The organism is Hymenobacter psoromatis (assembly GCA_001596155.1).
In the GTDB taxonomy this organism is placed as follows: domain Bacteria; phylum Bacteroidota; class Bacteroidia; order Cytophagales; family Hymenobacteraceae; genus Hymenobacter.
This window is the reverse complement of the sequence record CP014771.1, coordinates 1132797-1156054: the sequence shown is the minus strand read 5'-3', so window position 1 is coordinate 1156054 and position 23258 is coordinate 1132797. Positions and strand designations below refer to the sequence as shown.

The following is a 23258-nucleotide window of genomic DNA, read 5'->3' as shown; positions in this document are numbered from 1 at the left end:
ATAGCATAATGCCCACCCGTCCCGAATGCAAGAGCGCCCACCGGGCCGTCCGCGATACCCTCGAAGTTCTCAGCGGCAAATGGAAACTCGTCATCCTGACGGCGCTGATGGAGCAGAAAATGCGCTTTCGGGAGTTGAGCCGCGAGATTAAGATTTCGCCGCGCATCCTGTCCAAAGAGCTTCAGGAACTGGAAATGAACCGGCTGGTGAAGCGCACCGTTTGCGACACCCGGCCGATTACGGTCGAGTACGAGCTGACCGACCACAGCCGGACTTTGCACGAGGTAGTGCAGGCCATGCGCACCTGGGGCATCCTGCACCACGATACGATTATCGGCAAAAGGAGCCCGGCTGCGGCCGTAGTTGAACCGGTACCTTAGCCGGTGACCAGCAGCAACTCACGCCCACCGAAAACCGCCACTAAATCTATCGATTACCCTTTCACCCGAGCCAATCACCTTTCTATTGATGCACTTTCCTTAACGTGCTATATTTCCGTTTTCTGAGCGGGCCCCAAATAGCTTCAATAAGCGAGCAAAGAAGGTCAGCTACCTGAGCAACTGACCTTTCACCTTTCGAGTGGCGAACAATGCGCCGCGCTGGTAAGCGCATCCCTTTTTTAAGCGTCCGAAACGTTCCACTCCCTGCGTAAATATATCAGGTAGCCGCCAAAAAAGCTGTACCTCCCTCCGGCTGAAATTTGCGTAGAAGGCACCTTTCCCCGCTCTTCCCATGACCGCTACCCACGCCCTGCCCCGCCCGAAAACCCGCAAGAAAAGCCTACCCCCCCTCCACGAGCTGGCCGCCCACGAGCTGTATAAAGACCCCGCCCGGCAGGCCGAGCTGGCGGGCCTGCTCTACGCCACCGACGCCGGCCCCGGCCTGCGCCGCGAGGCCCACGGCGAAGGCGATTTTGTGTATTTCAATGCAAAAGGGGATAAAATTGAGGAGGAGAAAACGCTGGCCCGCATTCACAGCTTCGTGATTCCGCCGGCGTGGACCGACGTGTGGATTGCGCCCAACCCCAACTTTCACCTCCAGGTGACGGGCCACGACGCGGCCGGCCGCAAGCAGTACCGCTACCATCCGGCCTGGGACACGGCCCGCTCGCTCACCAAGTTTTCGCGGCTGCTGGCGTTTGGCCAGAAGCTGGGCGAGCTGCGCGCCCAGCTGCGCCGGGACCTGGCCCGCCCCGCCCTCGACCGCGACAAGGTAGTAGCGCTGGTGCTCACGCTGATGGACCAGTCGTTTATTCGCATCGGCAACGAGGAATATGCCAAGAAAAACAAGAGCTACGGCCTCACCACGCTGCTCGACAAGCACGCGCAGATTGAGGGCAGCGACGTGCGCTTCGCGTTCGTGGGCAAGAAGGGGGTAGCGCACGACGTCACCATTCACGACCGCAAGCTGGCCGGCCTGGTGCGCAAGTGCAAGGAGATTCCGGGCCAGCACCTGTTTCAGTTCTATGGCACCGATGGCCAGCGCCACCCGCTGGAGTCGGGCCACGTGAACGACTACCTGCACCAGCACACCGGCATCGCGCTCTCGGCCAAAGACTTCCGCACCTGGGGCGGCACCGTAAAAATGGTGGAGTGCCTCGAGCACGCGCTCAACGGCGACGTGGAATTAGCCCCCGAAAAAGCCATCCGCCAGGCTACGAAGGAAGTGGCTTCCAACTTGGGCAACACGCCCACGGTGTGCTCCAAATACTATATTCATCCACAGGTGACGGAGCTGTTCAAATCGGGCCGCCTCATCGAGTACCTGCGCCGCCACGACGCCGACCCAAAGGACCAGGATGCCCTGTCGCCCACCGAGCACCTGGTGCTGGAAATGCTGGCGGAGATGTGAGGCAACCTGTCATTGCAAGCGAAGCGCGGCAATCTTTCCTTCACGTTAGGATTACTATCCCGACGATTAGGAAAGATTGCCGCGCTCCACTTCGTTACGCTCGCAATGACAAACGATTACTCATCCGTAAGCCGGTCGTAGTTCGCAAACCGCTCCTTTTTCCTGGTCGGAGCGGGAATATTGAGCGTGCCGTTCGATTCGGGCTCGTAGCGCAGGCGGCGGGGCGAGGTGGCGCGCAGCACGTCGTCACCTGCCCCGGCATGGATGACGATTTTAAGTCCGTGGCCGGTTAGCTCAAACGTGTCGTTGCCGCCCAGGCCTTCGAGAGTGAGGCGCTCGGTTTCGCGGGTGTAGAAGGTGCGCTGGTAGAAGAGCGAGTCGGCCCCGAGCGTGCGGTTATACACGCGCACGGTGGTGGAGTCGGGGGTGCGAGCCACCGCGAAATGGTCGGGCAGCTCGGTGCCGGCCACCACGGGGCGCTCGGCTTTGAGCGCGTAATAGCGCGCGGCCACGGCGGGCAGCGCATCGCGGCGGGCTTGCAGGTTGCGCAGGAGGGTAGGGCCTTCGAGGGCGTACACGGCGGGCGGCAGCTGGCGCACGGCGCGGGCCAGCGTGGAGTCGGGCAGCCGGGCCTGCACGAAGCGGCCCGCCGCAATAAAGTCGCGCCGGGTCAGCGCATTCAGGCCGCGCTGGTCCACGAAGCGGCCTTGGCCGGTGAGGGCCGGCAGGTCGTGAAACCGGCGCTTGAACGTGACGAGGTGACGCACCAGCAACTTGCGCGTCATCAGCCACGGCACTACCCCGTCCGACATGCGGAAGAACACTTGGTCGCGGTCTTTGGGCACGGCCACGAACACCCGGCCGCCGGGCCGCCGCGGGTCGGGCAGCTCGCCCCACTGCCACTGGCCCGAGTGGCGGTCCCAGTCGCCGATGAGCACATCGAGCAAGCGGGCGCGCAGCAGGGCAGGCTGGTCGGGGCGGTTGCGCGGGTCGGCGTAGAGGTGCTGGCGCATAGCCTCATCGTCGATAAACTTCCGCGCCTCGGGCACGAGCGGCGAACCTACCACGTCGCCGGTATATTTTTCTTCCAGCAGCACCAGCTTGCCGCGCAGGCGCTCGTTAGCCTCCTCCGAGCCCAGGTTGTTCTCTTCAAGCGGCACGTACAAAATGCGCGGGTGCGTGTGTGGCACGCCCAGCTGCTGGGCCAGCGGCGACACCACCAGCGCCCCATACGGGTTGCCGGCCGAAGTGCCATCGCGCAAGCCATTGGCCAGAAAGGTCTTCTGATAAAACGTTGGTAAAATTTTGGCCGGGTCTTTATCGAGCGAGCGAATAACGAAAAGCCGGCCATCGCTGGCTTTCAGCGTGAGGCTGGTGCTCTGGAAACCGCCGCCCAGCTTGGTCGCCGTGAGCGGCCCCGCCTGGGGCACGGCCGAAGCCAGGCGCAGCACCGGCACCCGCACCGCCGCTGCCCACACCGCCCGGTGGTGCGGCCCCATAAAAACTTTGTAGAGCCCGCTGTGGTGGTTGTATTGGCGGCCGGCGGTGGTCCACACGCTGTCGGGGGGGGGAGGGGGCTGGCCCGTTGCGGTGGGCAGCCGGGCATCAGGCTGAAAAAAATGACGCCGGGCACAACCCGCGCTCAGGCCCGTCACCAGCCCCCCGGAAAGTAATAGTATAATAACAGTGCGCAAGATGGGCCGGAATAACGGGTGCAAGGTGGCAAAAGCCAATCCAACTTCCCTAACGTAGCTTAACCGGAAAGGATAAGTCCTGTTTCAGTGCCAACGGGCGGCAACCCCACTGGCCCGGCCTGCGCTATATGGGGGCGAGTGGCCGTTTCTTAATCTCTATTATTATATTCAGTAAGGAAGGCCGCCAGCGGCTGTCTTCGATGTATCCGTGCTAGTAGTTACTAAAGGACTGGGAAATACCAGGTGGGCCTTGCTGGTCGCCCTGGCGGGACTGCTGGGCGGCTGCGCCGAGCCGGCCACGCCCGTTTCCGGCGCAGCCGAACCGGTATTCAGCGTCGATTCGAGCGTGGTACGCGTGGCGGCCGGGGCGCACTACGCCCGGCGCGGCTGGTGGTGGCAGCACCTGTGGGGCCGCCACTACCGCCTGCTGTGGGCCACGCCCGTCACGGTGCCCGTGCTGCGCCTAGGCGCGGTGGGCCTCACGCCCCTCAAGGCAGGCGGCAGCTTCCAGACCAACTCGCTGCGCCTGCGCTCGCCCGATGGCCGCGATTTCGTGCTGCGCTCGGTTGATAAAGACCTGAGCCGCAGTATAAATGATAGCTGGCTGGCTCGCGCCGCCGCCCCGGTGCTGCGCGACCAAACCTGCGTCGCCCCGCCCTACGGGGCCTACGTGGCCGCCCGGCTAGCCCGCGCCGCCGGCGTGTTTCACACCAATCCGCACCTGGTGTACCTGCTGCCCGACGCCGCGCTGGGCCAGTGGCGCGGGCGGTTTCAGCCCGCGCTGTATCTATTGGAAGAGCGGCCCGACCGCGACCAGAGTCACGAAATCAGCTTTGGCGGCGCGGGCCGGGTCGTGGGTTCTGAGAACATGCTGCGCCAGGTGCTGGGCAGCCCGACGGCGCACGTAGCGCCCCACGCTTTTCTGCGGGCGCGCCTGCTCGACCTGCTGGTGGGCGACTGGAGCCGGCGCGCCGACCAGTGGCGCTGGGCCGAATTTGCGGGAGTAGGCGGCCCCGTGTTTCGGCCCATTCCGCGCGACCGCGACCAGGCGTTTTTTCGCTTTGATGACGGGTGGCTGACGCGGGTTGTTTCCTGGTTCCGGCCCCGCTACCAGACCTTCAACCCCGACCTCGTGCCCGCCGATGTGGGCCCGCTCACCACCACCGCCCGCGCCCTCGACCACACCGCCCTGGCCCTGCTGCCCGAGGCCGCCTTCGTGGCCGGGGCCGACTCGCTGCGCCGCCGCCTGCCCGATGCCGTGCTGGCCCAGGCCCTGCAAGCCGTGCCCACCGAGGCGCGCGCCCGCATGGCCCGCGAGCTGCTGCCCGCCCTGCGCGCGCGCCGCGACGCGCTGCCCGCCGCTGCCCGCCGCTACTACCAGGTGCTGCAAGAGGCCGCCGTAATAACCGGCACCGATGCCGCTGAGCACTTCGAGCTCACGGGCCTGGGGCCGGGCCAGCTGCGCCTGCGCGTGTTTGCCCGCCGCCCGGCCCGGCCCGACAGCCTGCTGGGCGAGCAGCTCTACGACGTGCGGCGCACCGTGCGGCTGTCCATCTACGGCCTGGGGGGGAAGGATGCGTTTACACTGCGCGGCCGGCTGGCGCCCGGCTTCGCGGTGCATCTCTACGGCGGGGCGGGGCGCAACGTGTTTTTGCAGGAAGATATGATGCCGGCTGCTGGCGATGGCTTTACCATTTACCCCGGCCCGGCTGACGACCTGGTGCAGGTGAGCCATACCGTGCGCGTGGTGCCCGGCTCCGCTGCAAGCGGTACTGGCCGCCGCCTGGGTCGGCAGCCAGTACCGCTTGCAGCTGGGCAGCCGCCGCGAAGAGGCAGAATAAGGGGGGTAGAGATAGCGCCTACCCCCCCGCCAGCGGGTCAACGCCATCCACCGTGCCACTGCTTTTGAGCACCCGAAAGCGGGCGAATAATTCTTCCGAATACCAGCCCTCGCTGCGTGTGAGCTGAATAACCTCGCGGTGCCGCACGTCGCGGTAGGCATACTGCTGCATGGCCGCCGCCGAGTCCCAGACGCTGAACGTGGCCTGCCGCACCAGCGGCAATTCGCCCAGCCCGATGGCCAGCCGCAGCCCCTCAGCCCCCGCCAGCGCCCGGCTCGTGGGCTCTATGAAGCGCCAGAAGCGCGGTGCCCGCCGCAGCCGGATGCTGGCGCGGGTGAGCACCGCCACCGGCCCTACCCCCCCCGGCGCGGTCAGGTCGCCATCGGCAAAGGGGTTGGTGCCGTTCCAAGCGCCGTGGGCTTGCATGGGGGCCAGCTCGGCGGTCCAGGTTTCGTGGCTGCGTTGAGTATAAGCGGTCCACACGGGGTGGCCGGCGAAGAAGGCCGCCGCGTTTTCGGCCCGGTCCCAGGTGGCGATAAAGCCGTAGCGGCGCAGGTTGGGCCAGAAGCCGAAGCCATTGGCGGCCCCGCTGCCCAGCAGCTGGAAAAAGCGCAGGCCCGCCACCCGGCGCAGCCGGGGCGGGGCCGTGGCCATCTGGGCCAGCGCCCAGCGGGCCACCCCCGCGCCGGGCTTCAGGGTAATAATAGTGAGGGTAGTAAGCATTCAAGCAGGCAAACAAGCGGGCGCAAAAAAAGGCCGGAATCGCGTCCGGCCTTTTTTAGTTTAGCGTTATTTTGAACGTCATTCCGAGCTTGCCGAGGAATCTCGCCCGCATCGTGGAACAAAGCCCGAACGGCGCGGGCGAGATTCCTCGGCAAGCTCGGAATGACGTTCTATTTTATTCACACCTTCACCTGGGCGTGCTCGTTCACGTCGTCCGATTTGCTGCGCTCGCCCGTTACTACGGCGCGGGCGTAGGCGTAGGCTTGCACCAGCAGGCTGCTGGGCGAGTCCCAGTACTCAGCCTTGTCAATCTCAACCTTGAGAATCATGATGTTGGGGTCTTCTTTGCCTTTCGGGAACCAGCCACGCATGGGCTCGCTCCACAACTCGGCAATCTTAGCCTCATCGCGGTAGGTACTGGCCTGGCCCGTGATAGAAGCATAGGTGTTACCGCTGGGGTCGGAGTAGCTCAGGTTCACCTTGTTATCCTTATTTACCTCATAGACTTTAGCCGAGTCTTTATCGGTAAAGAACAGCAGCGAACCATCGGCTTCGGGCTTAATAGTAGCCATCGGGCGGCTGTGCAGGGCGTGCTCCTCGTCGAAGGTGGTGAGCATAGCGATGCGCACATCCTTGATTTTTTCAAAAAGCTTATTCAGGTCGTGGGTGACCGGGGTTTTCGTATCGGACATGGGAAGGAAACGTTAGGATAAACTAGCGCGGCCCGGCTGGCGGCCCGCGGTGGCATTAGCTTACGGCCGAACCCGCATCTGGTTTTCCGGTTTGGAAAGTCGGGGCCTTCCTACCCCCCGTTTTAGCCGCCATGAACTTCCTGGCTCATCTCTATCTGGCTGGCCCACCCACCGCGCCCGACTACCTGGGCCAGCTCGTGGGCCAGCTCATTGCCGACTCGGTGCCCGGCCGGCCGGCCGAGCGCTACCCGGCCGCCGTGCGGGCCGGCATTGGGGCGCACCGCGCCATCGACACCTTCACCGACCAGCACCCGGTGGTGCGTCGCAGCACGGCCCGCCTGCGCGCGGCCAGTGCCGGCAAATACGCAGGCGTGGTGGCCGATATGTTCTACGACCACTTTCTGGCGCGCCATTTCCGGGCGCTCGCGGGCGAAGACCTGGCCGGGTTTACCCAGCGTATTTACGCGCTGCTGGCGACTCAGCAAGCCGAATTTCCGGCCGCCGTGCAGCGCTTTTTTCCGCACCTGGTGCAGCACGACTGGCTGCTGCACTACGCCGAAATAGAGGGGGTAGGGCGCGCCCTGCTGGGCCTGAGTCGCCGCGCCAGCCCCGGCTCGGGCATGGACCAGGCCACTACTGAGCTGGTGCGCCACTATGCCGACTATGAGGCTGATTTTCAGGAGTTCTGGCCGCAACTGGTGGCCGCCGTGGCGGCCCGGCGCGCCGCCGAAGCTCAGCCCGGCGAGGGGGGATAGGGACCTACGCAAAGCGGGCCGCACCTGCTGTTGCAAGTGCGGCCCGCGTAAAAAAGCCAGCGAAAAAGGAAGCTTAGTGCTGGTGGCCGCCTTCGCCGTGGGCGTGGCCGTGGGCCAGCTCCTCGGCGGTGGCGGGGCGCACGTCCTGCACTTTGCCATCGAAGTGCATGACCATGCCGGCCAGCGGGTGGTTGAAATCCATCTTTATCTGCTCGTCGCCGATTTCGATTACTTTGGCCTGCATGTGGTTGCCTTCGTTGTCGGCCATCGGCAGGTAGTTGCCCACTTGCAGCATCTGGTCGTCAAGCTGGCCATCGATTTCAAATACCTGCTTCGGAATCTCCACTACGGCCTGGTCGTCGTAGTCGCCATAGGCCTGCTCGGGCGTGAGGGAGAAGTTGAAATCATCGCCGGCATTCTTGCCATCAAGCTGATTCTCAAACTCTTCGGGCAAGCCGCTGTGGCCGAACAGGAACACCATCGGCTCATCGGCTTCGGCTTGCTCTACTAATACTTTCTGCTGATTTTCGTCGGTCACGGAGAGGTCGTAGGTCAGCGTAACGACGGAGTTCTGGGCAATGGCGGCCATAAGAAGGGTGGGTTGATGTTGGCGGCAAAGGTAGGGGTAGGGCGACCGGAAATGACTGATTAAAGCGCCGCCAGCCGGTTTTTGCCGCCAACTCACGCAAATAAAAAACAAGATTCCCCCGCCTTACCCAACGGGCGACGGGGGAATCAGGTTATCCGATGCTCAGTTTACTAAGCAGGCATCGCCTTCAGCTCGCGGCTCCAGAAGCGGTGGTGCGCGATGGCTTTAATGAAGCTTTTGGTAAGGTCGGCACCCTTCGCAGTGGTGCTGGTTACTACCCCCTCGGCCTCCATAATGTCGGTAGCGCCGGGGTAGGCGGCGGCTTCGAGCAGCTCCACGCCTTCGGCCGCGGCTGCGAGGGGCTTGCAGTGCCGGAACGCCTCATTCACGAAGCGCACGGCGTCGGCGTCCTGCTTCAGCATGTTCACGCTGTCGGCACCGCCGGCCACGTACACGGCATCAAACAAAGCCGAAGAAGTGGTCTGGAACGTCCAGTTGGCCATAATCTCCTCGCCGCCCTTGCCCTTCACCGAACCTAGGTGGGTGGCTATGAGGGCGGTTTGGGCACCGGCCTCCATTAGCGTGCGCATCAGGTCGGTGATGGCGGCCACGTCGGCCCCATCGGTGGCCAGAATGGCAATCTGGCGGGTTTTGATGTCGGTTTTATCGGCGTTGATGGGGCTGTCGGCCGACAGGCTCAGGGCCGGTGAGCTGTCCGTGTTTTTAGCCGCAGCAGACTGATAATCAGCCAGATTAGCGTCGGCGCCGGCACTGCCCAGGTTCAGCGTTACGCCATCGGCCGAGGGCACTTCCATGCCCAGACCCTTGGCTACGCGGCTGGCCAGGTCGTGGTCCACCTGCGCTAGCTGCAACACGGTGCGGGTGCGCACGTCGGCGGTTTGCACGTGGCTCAACTCAAAGCGCAATGCCTTGACGATGTGCATCTTCTCGGGCTCGGTCTGGCTATTCCAGAACAACTTGGCCTGGCTGTAATAATCGGTAAAGCTTTTGCTGCGCCGCCGGATTTTGGGGGCATCTATGCGCTCATAAACGGAGGTGAAGCCGCCCTCGCTCTGCTTGGCCTGCTTGGGGAAGTTGTCGTTCAGCAGGTTGGGGCCGTAGGCAACATTGCCCTTGTTGATGGTCTGGCGCATGTGGCCGTCGCGCTGGTTGTTATGCACGGGGGCTAGCGAGCGGTTAATCGGAATCTCGTGGAAATTGGGGCCGCCCAGGCGCTTGAGCTGGGTGTCGAGGTACGAGAAGATGCGGCCTTGCAGCAGCGGGTCGTTCGAAAAATCGATGCCCGGCACCATGTGGCTGAGGCAGAAAGCTACTTGCTCGGTTTCGGCGAAGTAGTTATCCACATTGCGATTCAGCACCATCTTGCCAATGAGCTGCACCGGCACCTGCTCTTCGGGAATGAGCTTGGTAGAGTCGAGAATATCGAAGCCAAACTTCATTTCGTCTTCTTCCTCAATCACTTGCACGCCCAGCTCCCACTCGGGGTAAGCTCCCGATTCGATGCAGTTCCAGAGGTCGCGGCGGTGGAAATCGGGGTCATTGCCCGAAATCTGCTGCGCCTCTTCCCAAGCCACCGAGTGCACGCCCTGCTTGGGCTTCCAGTGAAACTTGACGAAGCGCGACTTGCCTTCGGCATTAATCATGCGGTAGGTGTGCACGCCAAACCCCTCCATCATGCGCAGACTGCGCGGCAGGCCGCGGTCCGACATCACCCACAGTAACATATGTATACTTTCGGGATTGGTCGAGATAAAGTCGTAAAACGTGTCGTGGGCCGAGGCGGCCTGCGGAATCTCGTTGTGCGGCTCGGGCTTCACGGCGTGAATGAAGTCGGGAAATTTGATGGCATCCTGAATAAAGAATACCGGCATATCGTTGCCCACAAAGTCGTACACACCTTCTTCCGTGTAAAACTTCACCGCGAAGCCGCGCACGTCGCGGGCCATGTCGGAGGAGCCGCGCGAGCCTGCCACCGTCGAGAAGCGCGTGAAAATCGGCGTCACTGCCCCCGGCTGCAAAAAGGCGGCGCGGGTCAGGTCCGTAGCATTGCCGTAGGCTTCGAAATAGCCGTGGGCGGCCACGCCGCGGGCGTGTATCACGCGCTCCGGGATGCGCTCGTGGTCGAAGTGCGTCATCTTTTCGCGGTAGATGAAGTCTTCCAGCAGCGTCGGGCCGCGGTCGCCGGCTTTCAGTGAATTCTGGTCGTCGTTGACGCGCAAGCCCTGGTTGGTGGTCAGGAACTGGCCGTAGCCATCCTCGCGGTTTTTGGCCAACTCATCGGTTTTGGGGTTGCTTACCATGTCTTCATGGTTTTGCTTCGCCAGTGGTTTTTGTTTCATAAACAAAGATTGGATAGGGAAAAGGGAATGGATTTTTACCAACGGGTTTTAAGCCGCGGGGTTGGCTTAATTTTTCCTTAAGCAAGGACACTCAGATGAGTTATCAACTGATAGTCAAAACCTATATTTTTAACAAGGAAGAGCTAATACTCCAAAAAAAGTCGGCCTCTGAAAAGGGCGCGTTACTGGCGTGCGGCCGCACAACTCTGGTTTGCGCCTGGTCGTAAACCGGCACTCCTACTTCCTTGAAAACCACATGAAAATTCATTTCCTGCCGCTGGCCGCGCTGGCTGGCGCTACCCTGCTCGGTGGCTGCGGCTCTCAGCAGACGGCCGAAAAAACCGATGTTGCGAAGGCCCCCGATAAGGCCATTGAGCTGGCCGATACCGCCACCCAGGGTGCCAAGCCCCGGCTAATTACCACCTTCCCCGACTCGATGAACACGCCCGACGGCCTGGCCCTGCTGCCCGATGGCCGGGTGCTGCTATCTATCCCCAATATGGCCGATAATCAGTATCCGGCCCGCATCGTGGAGCTGACGGCCAATGGCTACAAGCCTTTCCTCCGCCACCTGCCCGTGGAGCCCACCACCAAGCACGCCGCCCCGATGGACCTGGCGATGGGTCCCGATGGTAATGTATATTACGCTGAGAACCAATACGAAAACAATAAGAATTTCAAGTCGCGCCTGATGCGGGTGCTGATGAAGCACGGCCAGCCCACCGGCACCATCGAAACGGCCGTGGACAACTTTGCCCTGGCCAACGGCACGGTGTGGAAGGGCAACGACCTCTACGTGACCGACAGCCAGTGGGACCTGCCCGACAACGACAAGGGCAGCGCCATTATGCATTTCACGCTGGCCGAGCTGAAGCCCGGCACCACCATTCACCTCAAGCCCAAAACCAAGGACCCGCACGTGCTGGCCATGTTCACGACCACCGTGAACGAAACCGGCGTCGATAACGGGGCCGATGGCATCGACTACGACAGCCAGGGCCGCATTTACACCGGCTCCTTTGGCGATGGCAACCTGTACCGCGTCACGCTCAAGCCCGATGGCAGCTATGCCAGCCAGGAAGTAGTGCCCGTAGCCGCGCCCAAAATCCCGTGCATCGACGGGTTCGTGATTGACCGCAAAACGGACAAGGCCTACATCACCAGCGCCCGCCTCAACTCGATTGACGTGGTGGACCTCAAAACCAACGCCCACACCATTCTGGCCCGCAACGGCGATACCAACGGCGCGGGTGGCCGCCTCGACCAGCCCGCCGAGGTGCTGCTCAAAGGTCGGCAGTTGATTATCTCCAACTACGACAACCCCAACAAGCACTTCGTGAACACGAAGTCCGACGCCCCGCACACCGAGTCGGCGATTGACCTGCCGCGCGGGGAGTAAATGGGTAAATGAATAAATAGCTAGGGAGTTATCATTGCTTTGCACGTCTCGCAATGATAACTCCCCAGCTATTTATTCACTGATACTACGCAGTCAGCTACTAATTTACTGCAATTCCCAGGCCGTGCGGTAGCCGCCTACCCCCTCCACATACGCCAGAAAGGCCTTGTAAAAAGGATGCGAGCCCAGCGTGGACGAGTCGCCCACGAGCAGCAGCTTTTTGCGCGCCCGCGTCATGCCCACGTTCATGCGCCGAATGTCGGATAAGAAGCCGATTTCGCCGTGCGAGTTGCTGCGCGTCAAGGAGATAGCGATAATATCGCGCTCCTGCCCCTGGAATGAATCAACGGTGCCCACGCTCAGTTGGCGGTGCAGCATGAGTCCGCTCAGCTCGTCATTTTCCTCCACCGCGTCCTTCAAATAGTTGATTTGGGCGCGGTAGGGCGCAATAACGCCGATGCTAAGCGGGTCGGCTTCGTGGTCGGGTGCGTCGTAGGGTTCCAGCAATTGGGCCAGGCGGCGCAGCAGCAGGTCAGCCTCCTCGGGATTAGCCGTGGAACGGCTCTCGGGGATGGTAATCTCTTCAAAGCCAAAGCCGGCCGTGTCCAGAAACTCCACTGGCAGGTCGGGTGCGAAGCGAATGTCGTAGGCATCGAGGCCGCTGTGGGCCACGGTGGGCGCGGCCACCAGCCTACCCTCGTAAAACTGCTCGGAACTGAACTGCATAATCTGCTCGTGCATCCGGTACTGCACGGTCAACATGCGGCTGGCTGCGGGCTGGCGCGTTATGCACTTCTCGAACAGCGTTTCGCGCAGGCCTTCCTTGGCGGCTTTTTCGCTCTTCACGGTGGGCGGCAGCTGCTGGTGGTCGCCGGCCAGCACCACGCGGCCCGCCTTGGCGATGGGTATCCAGCAGCCTGGCTCCAGGGCCTGGGCGGCCTCGTCGATAAATACCGTTTCGTAGGTGAGGTGCCGAATATTGCGGTTGCTGGCACCCACCAGCGTGCAGGTAATCACCTGAACCTGTTCGAGTAAGTCTTCCGTGATGTAGCGCTCCAGGCCATCAGCTTCCTGGTGCAGGGCGCGGGCTTCTTCCTTCAGCAGGCGGCGCTGTTCGCGCTCTTCCCAGCCAAACTGCCGGGTGTGCTTGCTGGCTTCTTCGCGGTACTGCTCGGCCGTCTGGCGCATCGAGCGCAACTCGCCGTAGCGCTTGTGGGCCATGACCTGGGCATCGAGCGTATGCTCCAGCAGCAGGTCCGACACCCGCGAGGGGTTACCCATCCGAATGACGTTGACGCCGCGCTCGGCCAGCTTTTCGGTCAGCAGGTCCACGGCCGTGTTGGAGGGCGCGCACACCAGTACGCGCCGCTCGCGCCGGATGGTTTCCAGAATGGCCTGCACCAACGTGGTCGTCTTGCCGGTGCCGGGCGGCCCGTGAATAATGGCCACATCCTGCGCCGCCATCACGTGCCGGATGGCCGCCAGCTGCGAGTCGTTGAGTGGGCTGGGGTAGAAAATATCGTCGGCCTTTTCGGCTCGGAAGCGGGCGGGCTTGGCCCCGAGCAAGATGTCGCGCAGGTCGGCCAGGCGGTCGCCGTAAGCGCCCATCACCTTGCCCAGCGCGTAGTCCATCTCGCGGTAGCTCACCTCATCGAAGGTGAGGTCGATGCCCAGCTTACCACCCTCGTGCACCCAGTCGGGCAGGTCTTCCTTGGTGGTGGCCAGCAGCAGTTTATTGCGCCGCACGCTGGTAATGACGCCACTAAGGGTCGGCCGGTCGGTAGCCGAGCGCCCCGGAATGTTGCCAAACAGCGCCGCGTTTTTGCCCACCTGAAACAAGTGCAGCCCCTGCTGCCCGGCCGGCCGCTCCAGCTCAATCACCACCTTGCCGCCGAAGCCCACGTCCTCTTTGGTAATCGTGACCGGGTACCAGGTCAGCCCGCGCTTTTGGCGCTCCTGCACAGTGGCCTTAGCATTTTTAAGCTTAAACTGCTCTAAATCTTCTTGTTGCTCCAGCTTAAGCATGGCCTGCACGCGGCGCAATTCCTGCTCGATGGCGTAAGGCTCGGCGGGGGGGGTAGGGAGTTCAGTTGACAAAAGAAAGCGGATTGATTTCGTTGTGAGGGGTAACAACGAAAAGGGGAAATAGGTGGCCGAATAAAGGAGAAATGCCGCTACGCCGCAGCCAACAGCACTTCCGCCGACAACCCCAGGTTATCGTGCAGCGCCTTCATCATCTTAGCCGTGAGCTTACGTTTGCGGTTAAGGATTTCGCTGACCCGGTTTTCGCCGCCCAGCCACACGGCCAGGTCACGTTGGCGCAGGCCCTGCTCGGCCATCTTATACTTGATGTACTCGATGGGGTCGGGCTCCGGGATTGGGTAGTGGCGGGCCTCATAAGCCTCAATCAACGTCGTCAGAATATCCAGCTCGTCAAATTCAGGCTCGCCGGGCTGCGCCTGAAAAATAACCTCGGCGCGGGCGAGCGTGGCCTGGTAATCAGCTTCAGTGCGAATGGGTTTGATAGCGTTCATATCGTGGCGACGTCAAGTTTATCGTAGTCGGCGTGCGTGCCAATGAAGCGGATATAGACGATGGCCGCCGCGTAGTTTATCGCTACAATCAGCCGAAAGTCATTGCCTTTGATGTTGAAAACCAGACGGCTACTGGGGATAATGCTGGCGTTACGGTGCTGGGCTTTTACATCGTTGGGCGTGGCCCAGGTGGCGGCGGTTGTCTCCTTGTACCAGGCTTGCAGCGGTAGGGCGGCTGCCGGGTAGCGTTCCCAAAAACTCCGAAGAGGGGCTTTGCTAATAATGCGCATCGGCTGGCAAAGATACGCAATTATTCCCAAATTGGGAAGTATAATAGCAAGTAGATTTACTAAATAGTTGGGGTAACAAATATTTGAATGTCAGCCCAAGTCGTCAGGGTCATAATGATAATGCTCCTGGCTGGCGGTGGTGAAGCGTTGAATAAAGCCGGCTTCGTAGTGCTCAGACTTCTTAGGCTCAAATAATTGCTCTTGCAGGGCCCAATCGTAGGCACTTATTCCAACGGGATATTTGGTCAGGCAGCCGGTCAGCCGGTAGCGATGGATAAATTCTTCGGCTTGCACCTGCGAAGTAAAAACGCCGCTGGTAAACCGGCCGCCGGCCCCGTGAAATACCCAAGCTTCAGTCATAGAATTCAAGGGATTAGAAAAATTACCGCCTATTCTGCCTGCGCCACAAACTGGCTAACGGCTTGGCTCACCAGCTGATTAAGGCTAATACCTCGGCTAGTTGAAACCAGCGCTGCCTTGCGGTGCAGCTCGGCCCCAATGCGTATGTTGAAGCTGCCGGTAAAGGTTTTGCTGGGCTCCTTGCCCACGGCCGCGCACAGCGCCAGGTAGTCGTCCACGGCTTGCTCAAATTCCAGGCGCAGCTGCTTGGCAGAGTCGGCTTCAAACGTCACGAGGTCGGTAATGGCCGCGATTTTACCGTGAAAAACCTCGTCGGTCGCATTGTACTGCACCGAGCCGACGTAGCCTTTATAGAAGAGCGCGTTTTCCATGAGTAGCAAGGGGGAAATTAGCGAATACCTAATAGGGTGATGATTTCCTTGAGCTGGTATTCCTTGAGAATGTTACCAGGGTGCGGCTTGTGCAAGCTAATAGCCACCTGCGTGGCCGGATTATAAAACTGCCGCCGACTACCGGCCGTCCTACCCTTGGTCAGGGCCTCAAAACCGTAAGCGGTCAGCAACTTCACCAGCTCATCCCAGGTGAAATTCTTAGGCTTCGCACAAATGCGCACTTTGAGCTTGTCGAGCTGAGCCATAAACTACTGCACCTGAAATTTAGTTGCCAAATATACGTTGCTCTACCCCATCAGCGTCCGCCGCTAACGAAACAAGTAGAATATCATCTAAGAATATTTGGTAAATAAGCAAGAATTTGATTGGAGTAGTTTCCTGTGGCCCCGGTTTTGCTAACGAGCGACCAACGTTTTCTCTCCCAATTCTCTGTAAAAAAACTTAGCACTTTATGCGCATTCGTACGCTGGGCCTCGCGGCCGTTCTATCCTTAACCCTGCTGTGCTCGTCGTGCGGGCCGAGCATTTACCTGGCGCAGGACTTTCGCACCTACGCGCCTAACCACAAAACCGTGGCCATTCTGCCGGCTAGCGTCAATATTGGCATGCGGCCCAACCAGGCCCGCAACACGAGCGCCGAGCAGCTGCGCACGATGCAGCAGCAGAGCGCCCTCGATTTTCAGTCCCGCATCTATGCCTGGCTGCTGCGCCGCCAGCAGCAGCAGCACTACACGGTCCAGTTTCAGGACGTTTCCCTGACCAATTCCATGCTGCGCAAAGCCAACCTGACCGACGAGGACATGCGCACGCTGTCGCCCCAGGACCTGGCCAAACTGCTGGGGGTAGATGCCGTGCTGACGACCAGCGTGCACACCAGCAAGCCCATGAGCGACGGCGCCGCCGTGGCCCTCGGCGTGCTGGTAGGAGCCTGGGGAGCCACCAACCAGGCCAATATCACGGTCAATATTCACGACGGCCCGGCGGGCAAACTGCTCTGGAAATACGATTACGTGGCCTCGGGCTCGGTGGGCAGCTCGCCCGAAGGCATGGTTAATGCCTTGATGCGCAACGCTTCCAAGAAATTTCCATACACCCCGGTAAAGCCGAGCTAAGGGCGGAAGGCTTAGCGCCAACTGTTCATCGGGTTGCTTCCTGCCAGGGAGGCAACCCGATTTTGTTTAACGGGTACGTGGTAAAATGCGTGGCAATTACACCTCATTCGGCAAGCTGAAGCCTACCTTACGCTGGCCTACCCCAGCAGCTCTGGTCGCTCCCGGTAGGTCTTCCACAAAAACTCACCGAAGAGCGTGTTAGCCCAGGCAAACCAGGCGCGGGTGAACTTGGCCGGGTCGTCTTTGTTGAACGACTCGTGCATATAGCCGGTACCGGCGTGGGTGGTTTTGAGGGTTTGGATGCAGGCTTTTATCTCCGCGTCGTCGGTGCTGGTGAGGCCGCGCATGGTAATGGCGATGGGCCAAATCATGTCCAGGCCCACGTGCGGCCCGCCGATGCCTTCGGCCGCTGAGCCCTTGAAAAAGAACGGGTTAGCAGCCGATAGCACCAGCCGGCGCGTGTTTTGGTAAATGGGCTCGTTGAGGGGAATGGCCCCGAGGTAGGGGAGGGCTAGCAGGCTGGGCACGTTGGCATCGTCCATCAGAATGTGGCCGCCGAAGCCATCGACCTCATAGGCATACACTTGCCCAAACTCGGGGTGCGTCACCACGGCGTGCTGGCGCAGGGCCACCGCGATTTCATCGGCGAAGGCCATCAGCTCGTCGTAGCCGGCCTGCTCGTGGTAGATGTCGTAGAGCATGAGCGCGGCCTGGCGCAGGCTGGCCACGGCGAAGAAGTTGCTGGGCACCAGAAAAGGCAGCAGCGTGGCGTCGTCGCTGGGCCGGAAAGCCGAGGCAATGAGCCCGCAGGGCCGCACCGGGTAGCCGTAGCCGGCCAGCGGCTGGGTGTCGGCCGAGGTCAGCGTTTCGCGCTGGAAGTGGTAAGGGCCGGGGCTGGTCGTGCGCTGCTGCTCGCGGAAGGTTTTTACAATCAGCGCGATAGCCCGACGCCAGTCGGCGTCGAAGGGCTGCGTGTCGCCGGTCGTTTTCCAGTAGTGATACGCCAGCCGGATGGGGTAGCAGAGCGAATCAACCTCCCACTTGCGCTCGTGAATGCCGGGCTGCATGGCGGTGTGGTCCGCTTTCCACTCGCTTACTTTGGTCGGGTCGTTGTAAAACGCGTTGGCGTAGGGGTCCTTCAAAATGCACTGCGCCTGGCGGTTAATCACGCCCGCCACCAACTGGCGCAGGGCCGCGTCCTGGGCCACGAGCTGGAGATAAGGCCACACCTGGGCTGAGGAATCGCGCAGCCACATGGCGTTGATGTCGCCGGTGATGACGTAGGTATCGGGCCGGTCCTGGCGCTCGGCGTAAGTCACGGTCGTGTCCAGGGTGTTCGGAAAGCAGTTGCCAAATAGCCAGCCCAGCTCCGGGTCTTTCACATTCCGTTGAAACTCGGCGATGGCGTTTTCGACCGCCCGGCTGCGGAAGCGGCGCTGGCCCGCCGCCGGCCGCACCACCGGAAAGGCCGGCACCGTGGCCGCGAGCAAGGGGGGTAGGGCGAGGCAGGAGCCAGCGGCCAACAGGCCCGCATCCCGCACAAACAGGCGACGATTCATAAGTAGCACAGCGAAAAAAGCTGGGCAAAGATACCTGCGGCACCACCACCATCGACCTTTCAAAAGGGGGTAGAGACGGTGGCTGTTCCCGTGCATTATTCAAAACATCCAGCAGTGCCCGGCCATTCCGGGGTTAATCAATAAGTTGATAGTCAGAAACTTTGGTTGTCGGATTTCTTGGCCAGGCACGTCGAGCGAGCGGCGGGGTAGTAGCGCGAACTGGAAAGTTCGCGCTACTACCCCGCCGCTCGCTCGCAGGCCGAAAACTCCCTGCCCGGCTTAGTCAGTCCACCGTCATCTTGCGGCCCTGAATAGCGGCCGCCATTAGCTCCGGGAACCGGCCCGGCGTGCAGGCAAAGCTCGGAATGCCCAGCGCCGCCAGCTGCTCGGCCACGCGCCGGTCGAAGCTCGGCGCGCCCTCATCAGACAGGGCCAGCAGCACGATAAACTGCACGCCGCTGGCCTGGAGCGCGGTGGCGCGCTTCACCATCTCCACTTCGCTACCCCCCTCGTAGAGGTCGGTCACGAGCACCAGAATCGTATCGGCGGGCCGGGTGATGAGCTGCTGGCAGTAGCTGAGCGCCAGGTTAATATCGGTGCCACCGCCCAGCTGCACGCCAAAGAGCAGGTCCACCGGGTCGCGCAGCTCTTCGGTGAGATTTACCACGGCCGTATCGAACACCACCAAGTGTGTTTTCACGGCGCGCAGCGAGGCCAGCACCGCCCCAAACACACCCCCGTACACTACCGATTCGGCCATCGAGCCGCTCTGGTCGAGGCAGAGCACGATTTCCTTTAGGGCCTGGCCGCGCCGGCCGTGGCCCACCAGCCGCGCCGGAATAACGCTGCGGTAAGCCGGCTGATAATGTTTCAAATTGGCCCGAATGGTAGCGCCCCAGTCAATTTCGTGGTAGCGCGGCCGCGGGTTGCGCACCGACCGGCTCAGGGCGCCCTGCACGGCCTGGCGCAGCGGCTGGGCCAGCTTTTGCTCCAGCTCGCGCACCACTTTGGCCACTACCTCGCGGGCGGTGGCTTTGGCCTTGGCGGGCATCACGCGGCTCAGCGAAAGCAGGGTGGCTACCAGATGCACGTCGGCCTGCACGGTGCGCAGTATCTCGGGCTCCAGCAGCAACTGCTTGAGGCCCAGGCGGTCCATCGCGTCCTGCTGCATCACGGCCACCACGTCGGCCGGAAAATACTGCCGGATGTCGCCCAGCCAGCGGCTCACGCGCGGGGCCGAGCCGCCGAGGCCGCCCCGGCGCTCGCCATCGTAGAGGGCCGTCAGGGCCTGGTCGAGCGGGCCGTAGTCGGCGGGCATTTCGATGCTATTATCAGCGTCGGCGGCCGCGCCGAGTACCAGTTTCCAGCGGGGCGCGTTGGCCATGAGCGGCGGGGGTAGGGGTAGTCAAAAATGTGGCTGGGCTAAAGTACAGCCGCCGCCAGGACAATACGCATTGGTAGGCGTGTTGTCCTGGCGGCGGCGGTGATTTTGGCGGGCGGGCCAGCGGATGCTACGCGAAGAAATCCTCCGGGTCGGCCTGCGCGAAATACTTTTTCAGCTTACCCAAATCGCCGAAATACGGCAGCACCAGGGTCATAAAATCGCGCACCGCGTCGGGGCTTTCGGCGTAGGCCACGAACGTGGTATCTTCCTCCGCAAATTCCAATTGGTCAAGCAGCTCGGGCTGAAATTCCTCGATAATCGTCTCGATATGCTCGCGCCACGACAGGCCATCGCCGCCGTAGCCGTAGTCTTCGAATAGCTGATAATAATCGTCGAGGCCGCTCACCTCCGCCAAAATGACGAACTGCCGGGTCGAGTCAGCATCGGACTTAGCGGTGGCGACTTTAAAAGGATAAGTGGACGACATAGGACAAAAAAAAGAATAAAAGGTTAGAGTTGAAAGGTATTACCTGCTTAGCAAATACTCGTCCAGTACAACGGTATTTTCGGCGCGCTGGTACCAATCGTTATAAACTAATTCCAGCTTGTTTACCTCAAAAGCGCCAAAAAAGTGACACTCGTATTTTTGGAGGTTTGCCAGTAGCTTAGCTGGGTTTTGCAGCGGGCTTGTAAAGCGAATAATGGTCGAATGCGCCGTTTGAATGCGGTAACGTTTGTCAATAGAATGGTGTAAATCAGTATGTTGAAATAAGCTTCTAACGGTCGCGCGTAGTTCATCTAACCCATCGCCCTGCGGAAAGCCCTGCACCAGAATGCCGCCCGCCGAGGCCGTTAGTCCCTGATAAGTTAGCCTGAAAATAGGAATAAATTGAATAATTCGGCTTAGGGCGGAACAGTAACTTATGGGGTTAATTTCGCTCAGCTTAAAATTCGGATAACAAGAAATAAGTGATAAAATTGTGAGGTGGATATCAGCGGGTGGATAATAGTACTGTGCGGGCTCGATAAGTTGAAATTCGGCCATCATTTCGACGAGGGCTGCGGCAATGGCCGCTGGCGGCCGGGCCAGCAGCGTAAGGCCGCGCCGGGTATCCTGGGGCGAGTCAAGCAGCAGGTCAAGGTCGGCCTCGCCGCGCGCCAACCGGGGTAGAGCCGCTTGGCGCAGGGCATCATAAGTGGCTTGCAGGGACATGGCAGGGGTAGTGCTAGCCTAAATATACGCCCCCACCAATTGGCGCAGCACGGGCAGCACCCGCGCGCCGCGCGCCCAGTCGAAGGCCAGCGCTTCGGCCGCCGCGCGTGGCGCGGCCGGCCCGGCCCCGGCCAGCTCCAGCAGTTGCCGGCGCTCGGGCGCCGAAAACTCGGCAAACGCCCGGCGCAGCAGCGGCACGATTTCGCGAAAAACCTCCTCGGCGAGGCTCCCCAGCCAGGTATCGAGCAGGTCGAACAACGGGCGGTGATGAATGAGCACCAGGCCCGAGCCGCGCAGGAAGCCCGCAATCCAGGCGGTGGCGTAGGCGGTGGGCTGGGCGGGGGCCAGCGCCAGGCCCAGCGCGGTGGCCGTGTCGTCGGCCGTGGCCTGCTGGGCATCGAACAGCAGGCGCGTGGCGGCACCGGCCAGCAGGCCGTTGCTGGCCGCGCCGCGGCCCACGGCCGCCAGCGCGGCGTACCAGTCGGCGGCGTGGCGGGCGTCTTCCAGCAGGCGAATGGCGGCGTGGGTCGCCTCGATTTGCTCTAGTAAAGACTGGGCCGCTTCGGCGTCAAGGCCGATGCAGGCGGCGGGCAGGCCAATGGCCAGGCGCGGCACCAGCTGCGCCACCACCTGGGCCACCTGCCCGGTATCGGTGCGCCGCACGTTGCCGTAGCGCATCACCTGGGCGAGGGGGGGTAGGGCGGCGAGCAGGTGCGTCACGTCGCGGGTGTCGGCGGCCAGGGTTTCGAGGCGGGCCACCAGCGCCCCGATGGCCGGCCCCAGGTCGGCGCGCAGGGCCTCGTCGAGCAGCTGGCTCACGGCGGGCAGGGTAGGGGCCTCGGCGGCGCGGGCGGTGGCGCGGGCTGCGGCGGCGGCCAGCACGGTGTTGCCCCAGCGGCCGGCATCGAGCACGGCCAGGGCCATTTCGGGCGGCCATTCCAGCTCCCATTCTTCGTGGAAAGTGCCGGCCTTGCCCCCGGCCACGCGCTGCGGCCGGCCCCAATGGATGGCCAGCAGGCGCAACCGGTGCAGCAGGTGGCTGCGCCGCAGGTGGGTTTCCTGGCGCAGGTCGAGGGCCAGCGGCCGGCGCTCCGGCTCGGGCCGGAGGCGCATGGCGCGCTGCTGCTGGCTCAGGTCCTGCTGCAAGGGGGTAGCGGGCTGGCCGGGCGGCACTTCGCCCAGCTTTTCACCCAGCACCAGCGCGCGCCGCACCACGGCCAGGCCGTCGGCGTAGCCGCCGCCCAGCAGCGCCACGGCCGCTTCCTGCAGCTCCTCAATGCCCGGCAGGCTCAGCCCGCGCACGGCGGCCAGCGTAGTGGCCAGCCGCACCGCCTCAATGGCGTGGGCCGACGACGCCTCCAAATCCTGGGCGCGCAGCAGGCGGGTGGCGCGCACCATCCACTGCGTCACGACCTCGGCGCGGGGGGTAGTAAAGAGCAGCTCGTACCAGGCCGGCGACAGCACACCCGCCCCGTAACCCGCGCTGGTCGAGAGCCGCTCGTAGGTCCACGGAATCCAGGTGGCCTCGACGGGCACCTTTTTCAGGCCTTTAAGTAAGGCTTTGTCTTCTTTCTGCTGAAAATCGGGGTCCGTGAGCACCGGCGCGTGCCAGGCCCCGCACACCACCGCCACGCGGGGGTAGCCCTGGGCCAGGGTAGCGCGCAGCGTTTCGCGCATGTAGGCCTCGCGCAGCAGGGTTTCGGCGGTTTCGGGGCGCTGCGATTCGGCGCGCAGGGCCGTCATCAGTTCCAGCACCAGGGCAAACGTGTCGGCGTTGCCGGGCGCGTGCTCCAGGTGCGTTTCCCACCACTGCTCCGGGTCGGCGTAGCCCGCCAGCCGCGCCAGGTACGCCACGGGGTCCTGGGTTAAGTGAGAATTGGGCAGGAGGAAGGAAGAAGTATCGGGAGGTAGGGATTCCGCTGCCACTTCTGAAGCCGTCTCCGCAACCGCTTCCTCTGCCGAGCCAGCCGCCGTCGGCACCAACTCTTCCTGCGCGAAGCGAATAGCCATTGGCAGGTCGAAGCAGCGCACGTGCGCCCCCTCGCGCTGGCACCAGCGCACGGCCTGCCACTCGGGCGAAAACTCGGCAAACGGCAAAAACGTGGCCTGCCTCGGCTGCTTGGGGTTGTGCAGCAGCAGCGCCACCGGCGGCACCAGCGCCGGGTCGCGCAGGGTGGCCAGGGCGGTCTCGCTCTCGGCGGGACACTCCAGCAGCACGATATCGGGCCGAAACGCGTCGAGCGCCGCCACGAGGCTGGCGGCGCTGCCGGGGCCGTGGTGGCGAATGCCGAATAGGCGTAGGTCGGTGGGAGGGCTAATCATTTAACGGCTAAGGAACTAGAAGTGGAAAACTCTCTATTTCCTTAGCCAAAGTGTACAAAGTAAAAAAATCGTATCTACGACCAAATTTTGGCGTCCAATATCTTCCGTGTGCTAGCCAATGGCGATAATTGAAAGCCGATTTTAATTCAGATAATGCACTGGGTCTTACAAGGCTGCTATTTTTCCAGT

At 62.1% G+C, this 23258-nt stretch carries 22 protein-coding genes; 6 read left to right on the top strand and 16 right to left on the bottom strand.

Annotation, left to right across the window (positions count from 1 at the left end):
- Window positions 1-8 precede the first annotated feature (8 nt).
- Both A0257_04905 and A0257_04900 read left to right on the top strand, forming a co-directional pair.
- Window positions 9-380, top strand: a complete 372-nt coding sequence (locus A0257_04905; protein AMR26511.1) for an HxlR family transcriptional regulator — start codon at window positions 9-11, stop codon at window positions 378-380.
- 352 nt (window positions 381-732) lie between these two features.
- On the top strand, window positions 733-1851 hold the full coding sequence (locus A0257_04900) for a DNA topoisomerase I (GenBank protein AMR26510.1): 1119 nt from the start codon (window positions 733-735) through the stop codon (window positions 1849-1851).
- A gap of 116 nt (window positions 1852-1967) precedes the next feature.
- On the opposite strand, the gene A0257_04895 is transcribed toward A0257_04900, so the two are convergent.
- On the bottom strand, window positions 1968-3506 hold the full coding sequence (locus A0257_04895; protein AMR26509.1) for a hypothetical protein: 1539 nt from the start codon (window positions 3504-3506) through the stop codon (window positions 1968-1970).
- A gap of 289 nt (window positions 3507-3795) precedes the next feature.
- Here A0257_04895 and A0257_04890 point away from each other — a divergent pair, with 289 nt between their 5' ends.
- On the top strand, window positions 3796-5454 hold the full coding sequence (locus tag A0257_04890) for a hypothetical protein (GenBank protein AMR26508.1): 1659 nt from the start codon (window positions 3796-3798) through the stop codon (window positions 5452-5454).
- On the opposite strand, the gene A0257_04885 is transcribed toward A0257_04890, so the two are convergent.
- Together A0257_04885 and A0257_04880 are read right to left on the bottom strand one after the other, a co-directional pair.
- Window positions 5405-6109 (bottom strand): spheroidene monooxygenase, encoded by a 705-nt coding sequence (locus A0257_04885; protein ID AMR26507.1) that lies wholly within the window; start codon window positions 6107-6109, stop codon window positions 5405-5407. The two genes, A0257_04890 and A0257_04885, sit on opposite strands and share 50 nt — an antisense overlap.
- Before the next feature lie 179 nt (window positions 6110-6288).
- Window positions 6289-6801 (bottom strand): general stress protein, encoded by a 513-nt coding sequence (locus tag A0257_04880; GenBank protein ID AMR26506.1) that lies wholly within the window; start codon window positions 6799-6801, stop codon window positions 6289-6291.
- 131 nt (window positions 6802-6932) lie between these two features.
- Between A0257_04880 and A0257_04875 the strand changes: the two genes are divergently transcribed.
- Window positions 6933-7556, top strand: a complete 624-nt coding sequence (locus tag A0257_04875; GenBank protein AMR26505.1) for a hypothetical protein — start codon at window positions 6933-6935, stop codon at window positions 7554-7556.
- Window positions 7557-7629: 73 nt separating this feature from the next.
- On the opposite strand, the gene A0257_04870 is transcribed toward A0257_04875, so the two are convergent.
- Together A0257_04870 and katE are read right to left on the bottom strand one after the other, a co-directional pair.
- Complete coding sequence (locus A0257_04870; GenBank protein ID AMR26504.1) at window positions 7630-8145, bottom strand: peptidylprolyl isomerase; 516 nt, start codon at window positions 8143-8145, stop codon at window positions 7630-7632.
- A gap of 170 nt (window positions 8146-8315) precedes the next feature.
- Window positions 8316-10505 carry a catalase HPII gene (katE, locus tag A0257_04865; GenBank protein AMR26503.1) on the bottom strand — a complete coding sequence of 730 codons (2190 nt, stop codon included), beginning with the start codon at window positions 10503-10505 and terminating at the stop codon, window positions 8316-8318.
- Window positions 10506-10761: 256 nt separating this feature from the next.
- On the opposite strand from katE, the gene A0257_04860 reads away from it, so the two are divergent.
- Window positions 10762-11904: a hypothetical protein gene (locus A0257_04860; protein ID AMR26502.1), complete on the top strand. Its 1143-nt coding sequence runs from the start codon at window positions 10762-10764 to the stop codon at window positions 11902-11904.
- A gap of 105 nt (window positions 11905-12009) precedes the next feature.
- Here the strand turns inward: A0257_04860 and A0257_04855 are convergent, their stop codons facing one another.
- From A0257_04855 to A0257_04830, 6 genes are all read right to left on the bottom strand, one after another.
- The gene (locus A0257_04855; GenBank protein ID AMR26501.1) at window positions 12010-14001 is read right to left on the bottom strand and encodes a DNA-binding protein; all 1992 of its coding nucleotides are present in this window, start codon (window positions 13999-14001) and stop codon (window positions 12010-12012) included.
- A 77-nt stretch (window positions 14002-14078) separates the two neighbouring features.
- Window positions 14079-14438 (bottom strand): hypothetical protein, encoded by a 360-nt coding sequence (locus A0257_04850; protein AMR26500.1) that lies wholly within the window; start codon window positions 14436-14438, stop codon window positions 14079-14081.
- The gene (locus A0257_04845; protein ID AMR26499.1) at window positions 14435-14728 is read right to left on the bottom strand and encodes an addiction module toxin RelE; all 294 of its coding nucleotides are present in this window, start codon (window positions 14726-14728) and stop codon (window positions 14435-14437) included. The genes A0257_04850 and A0257_04845 overlap by 4 nt, the downstream gene beginning before the upstream one ends.
- Window positions 14729-14818: 90 nt before the next feature.
- Window positions 14819-15088 carry a hypothetical protein gene (locus A0257_04840; protein ID AMR26498.1) on the bottom strand — a complete coding sequence of 90 codons (270 nt, stop codon included), beginning with the start codon at window positions 15086-15088 and terminating at the stop codon, window positions 14819-14821.
- Window positions 15089-15117: 29 nt separating this feature from the next.
- The gene (locus A0257_04835) at window positions 15118-15459 is read right to left on the bottom strand and encodes a hypothetical protein (protein AMR26497.1); all 342 of its coding nucleotides are present in this window, start codon (window positions 15457-15459) and stop codon (window positions 15118-15120) included.
- A gap of 17 nt (window positions 15460-15476) precedes the next feature.
- Window positions 15477-15725, bottom strand: coding sequence for a hexulose-6-phosphate synthase (locus A0257_04830; protein AMR26496.1), 249 nt, complete (start codon window positions 15723-15725; stop codon window positions 15477-15479).
- Window positions 15726-15931: 206 nt separating this feature from the next.
- Here A0257_04830 and A0257_04825 point away from each other — a divergent pair, with 206 nt between their 5' ends.
- On the top strand, window positions 15932-16591 hold the full coding sequence (locus tag A0257_04825; protein ID AMR26495.1) for a hypothetical protein: 660 nt from the start codon (window positions 15932-15934) through the stop codon (window positions 16589-16591).
- A 137-nt stretch (window positions 16592-16728) separates the two neighbouring features.
- Here A0257_04825 and A0257_04820 read toward each other — a convergent pair whose 3' ends face one another.
- The 5 genes from A0257_04820 to A0257_04800 form a co-directional block, all read right to left on the bottom strand.
- Complete coding sequence (locus tag A0257_04820; GenBank protein ID AMR26494.1) at window positions 16729-18150, bottom strand: Tat pathway signal protein; 1422 nt, start codon at window positions 18148-18150, stop codon at window positions 16729-16731.
- A 283-nt stretch (window positions 18151-18433) separates the two neighbouring features.
- Complete coding sequence (locus tag A0257_04815; GenBank protein ID AMR26493.1) at window positions 18434-19534, bottom strand: hypothetical protein; 1101 nt, start codon at window positions 19532-19534, stop codon at window positions 18434-18436.
- A 127-nt stretch (window positions 19535-19661) separates the two neighbouring features.
- The gene (locus tag A0257_04810) at window positions 19662-20021 is read right to left on the bottom strand and encodes a hypothetical protein (protein AMR26492.1); all 360 of its coding nucleotides are present in this window, start codon (window positions 20019-20021) and stop codon (window positions 19662-19664) included.
- Between the two features lie 39 nt (window positions 20022-20060).
- Window positions 20061-20747 (bottom strand): hypothetical protein, encoded by a 687-nt coding sequence (locus A0257_04805; GenBank protein ID AMR26491.1) that lies wholly within the window; start codon window positions 20745-20747, stop codon window positions 20061-20063.
- 18 nt (window positions 20748-20765) lie between these two features.
- Window positions 20766-23069 (bottom strand): hypothetical protein, encoded by a 2304-nt coding sequence (locus A0257_04800; GenBank protein AMR26490.1) that lies wholly within the window; start codon window positions 23067-23069, stop codon window positions 20766-20768.
- Window positions 23070-23258 lie beyond the last annotated feature (189 nt).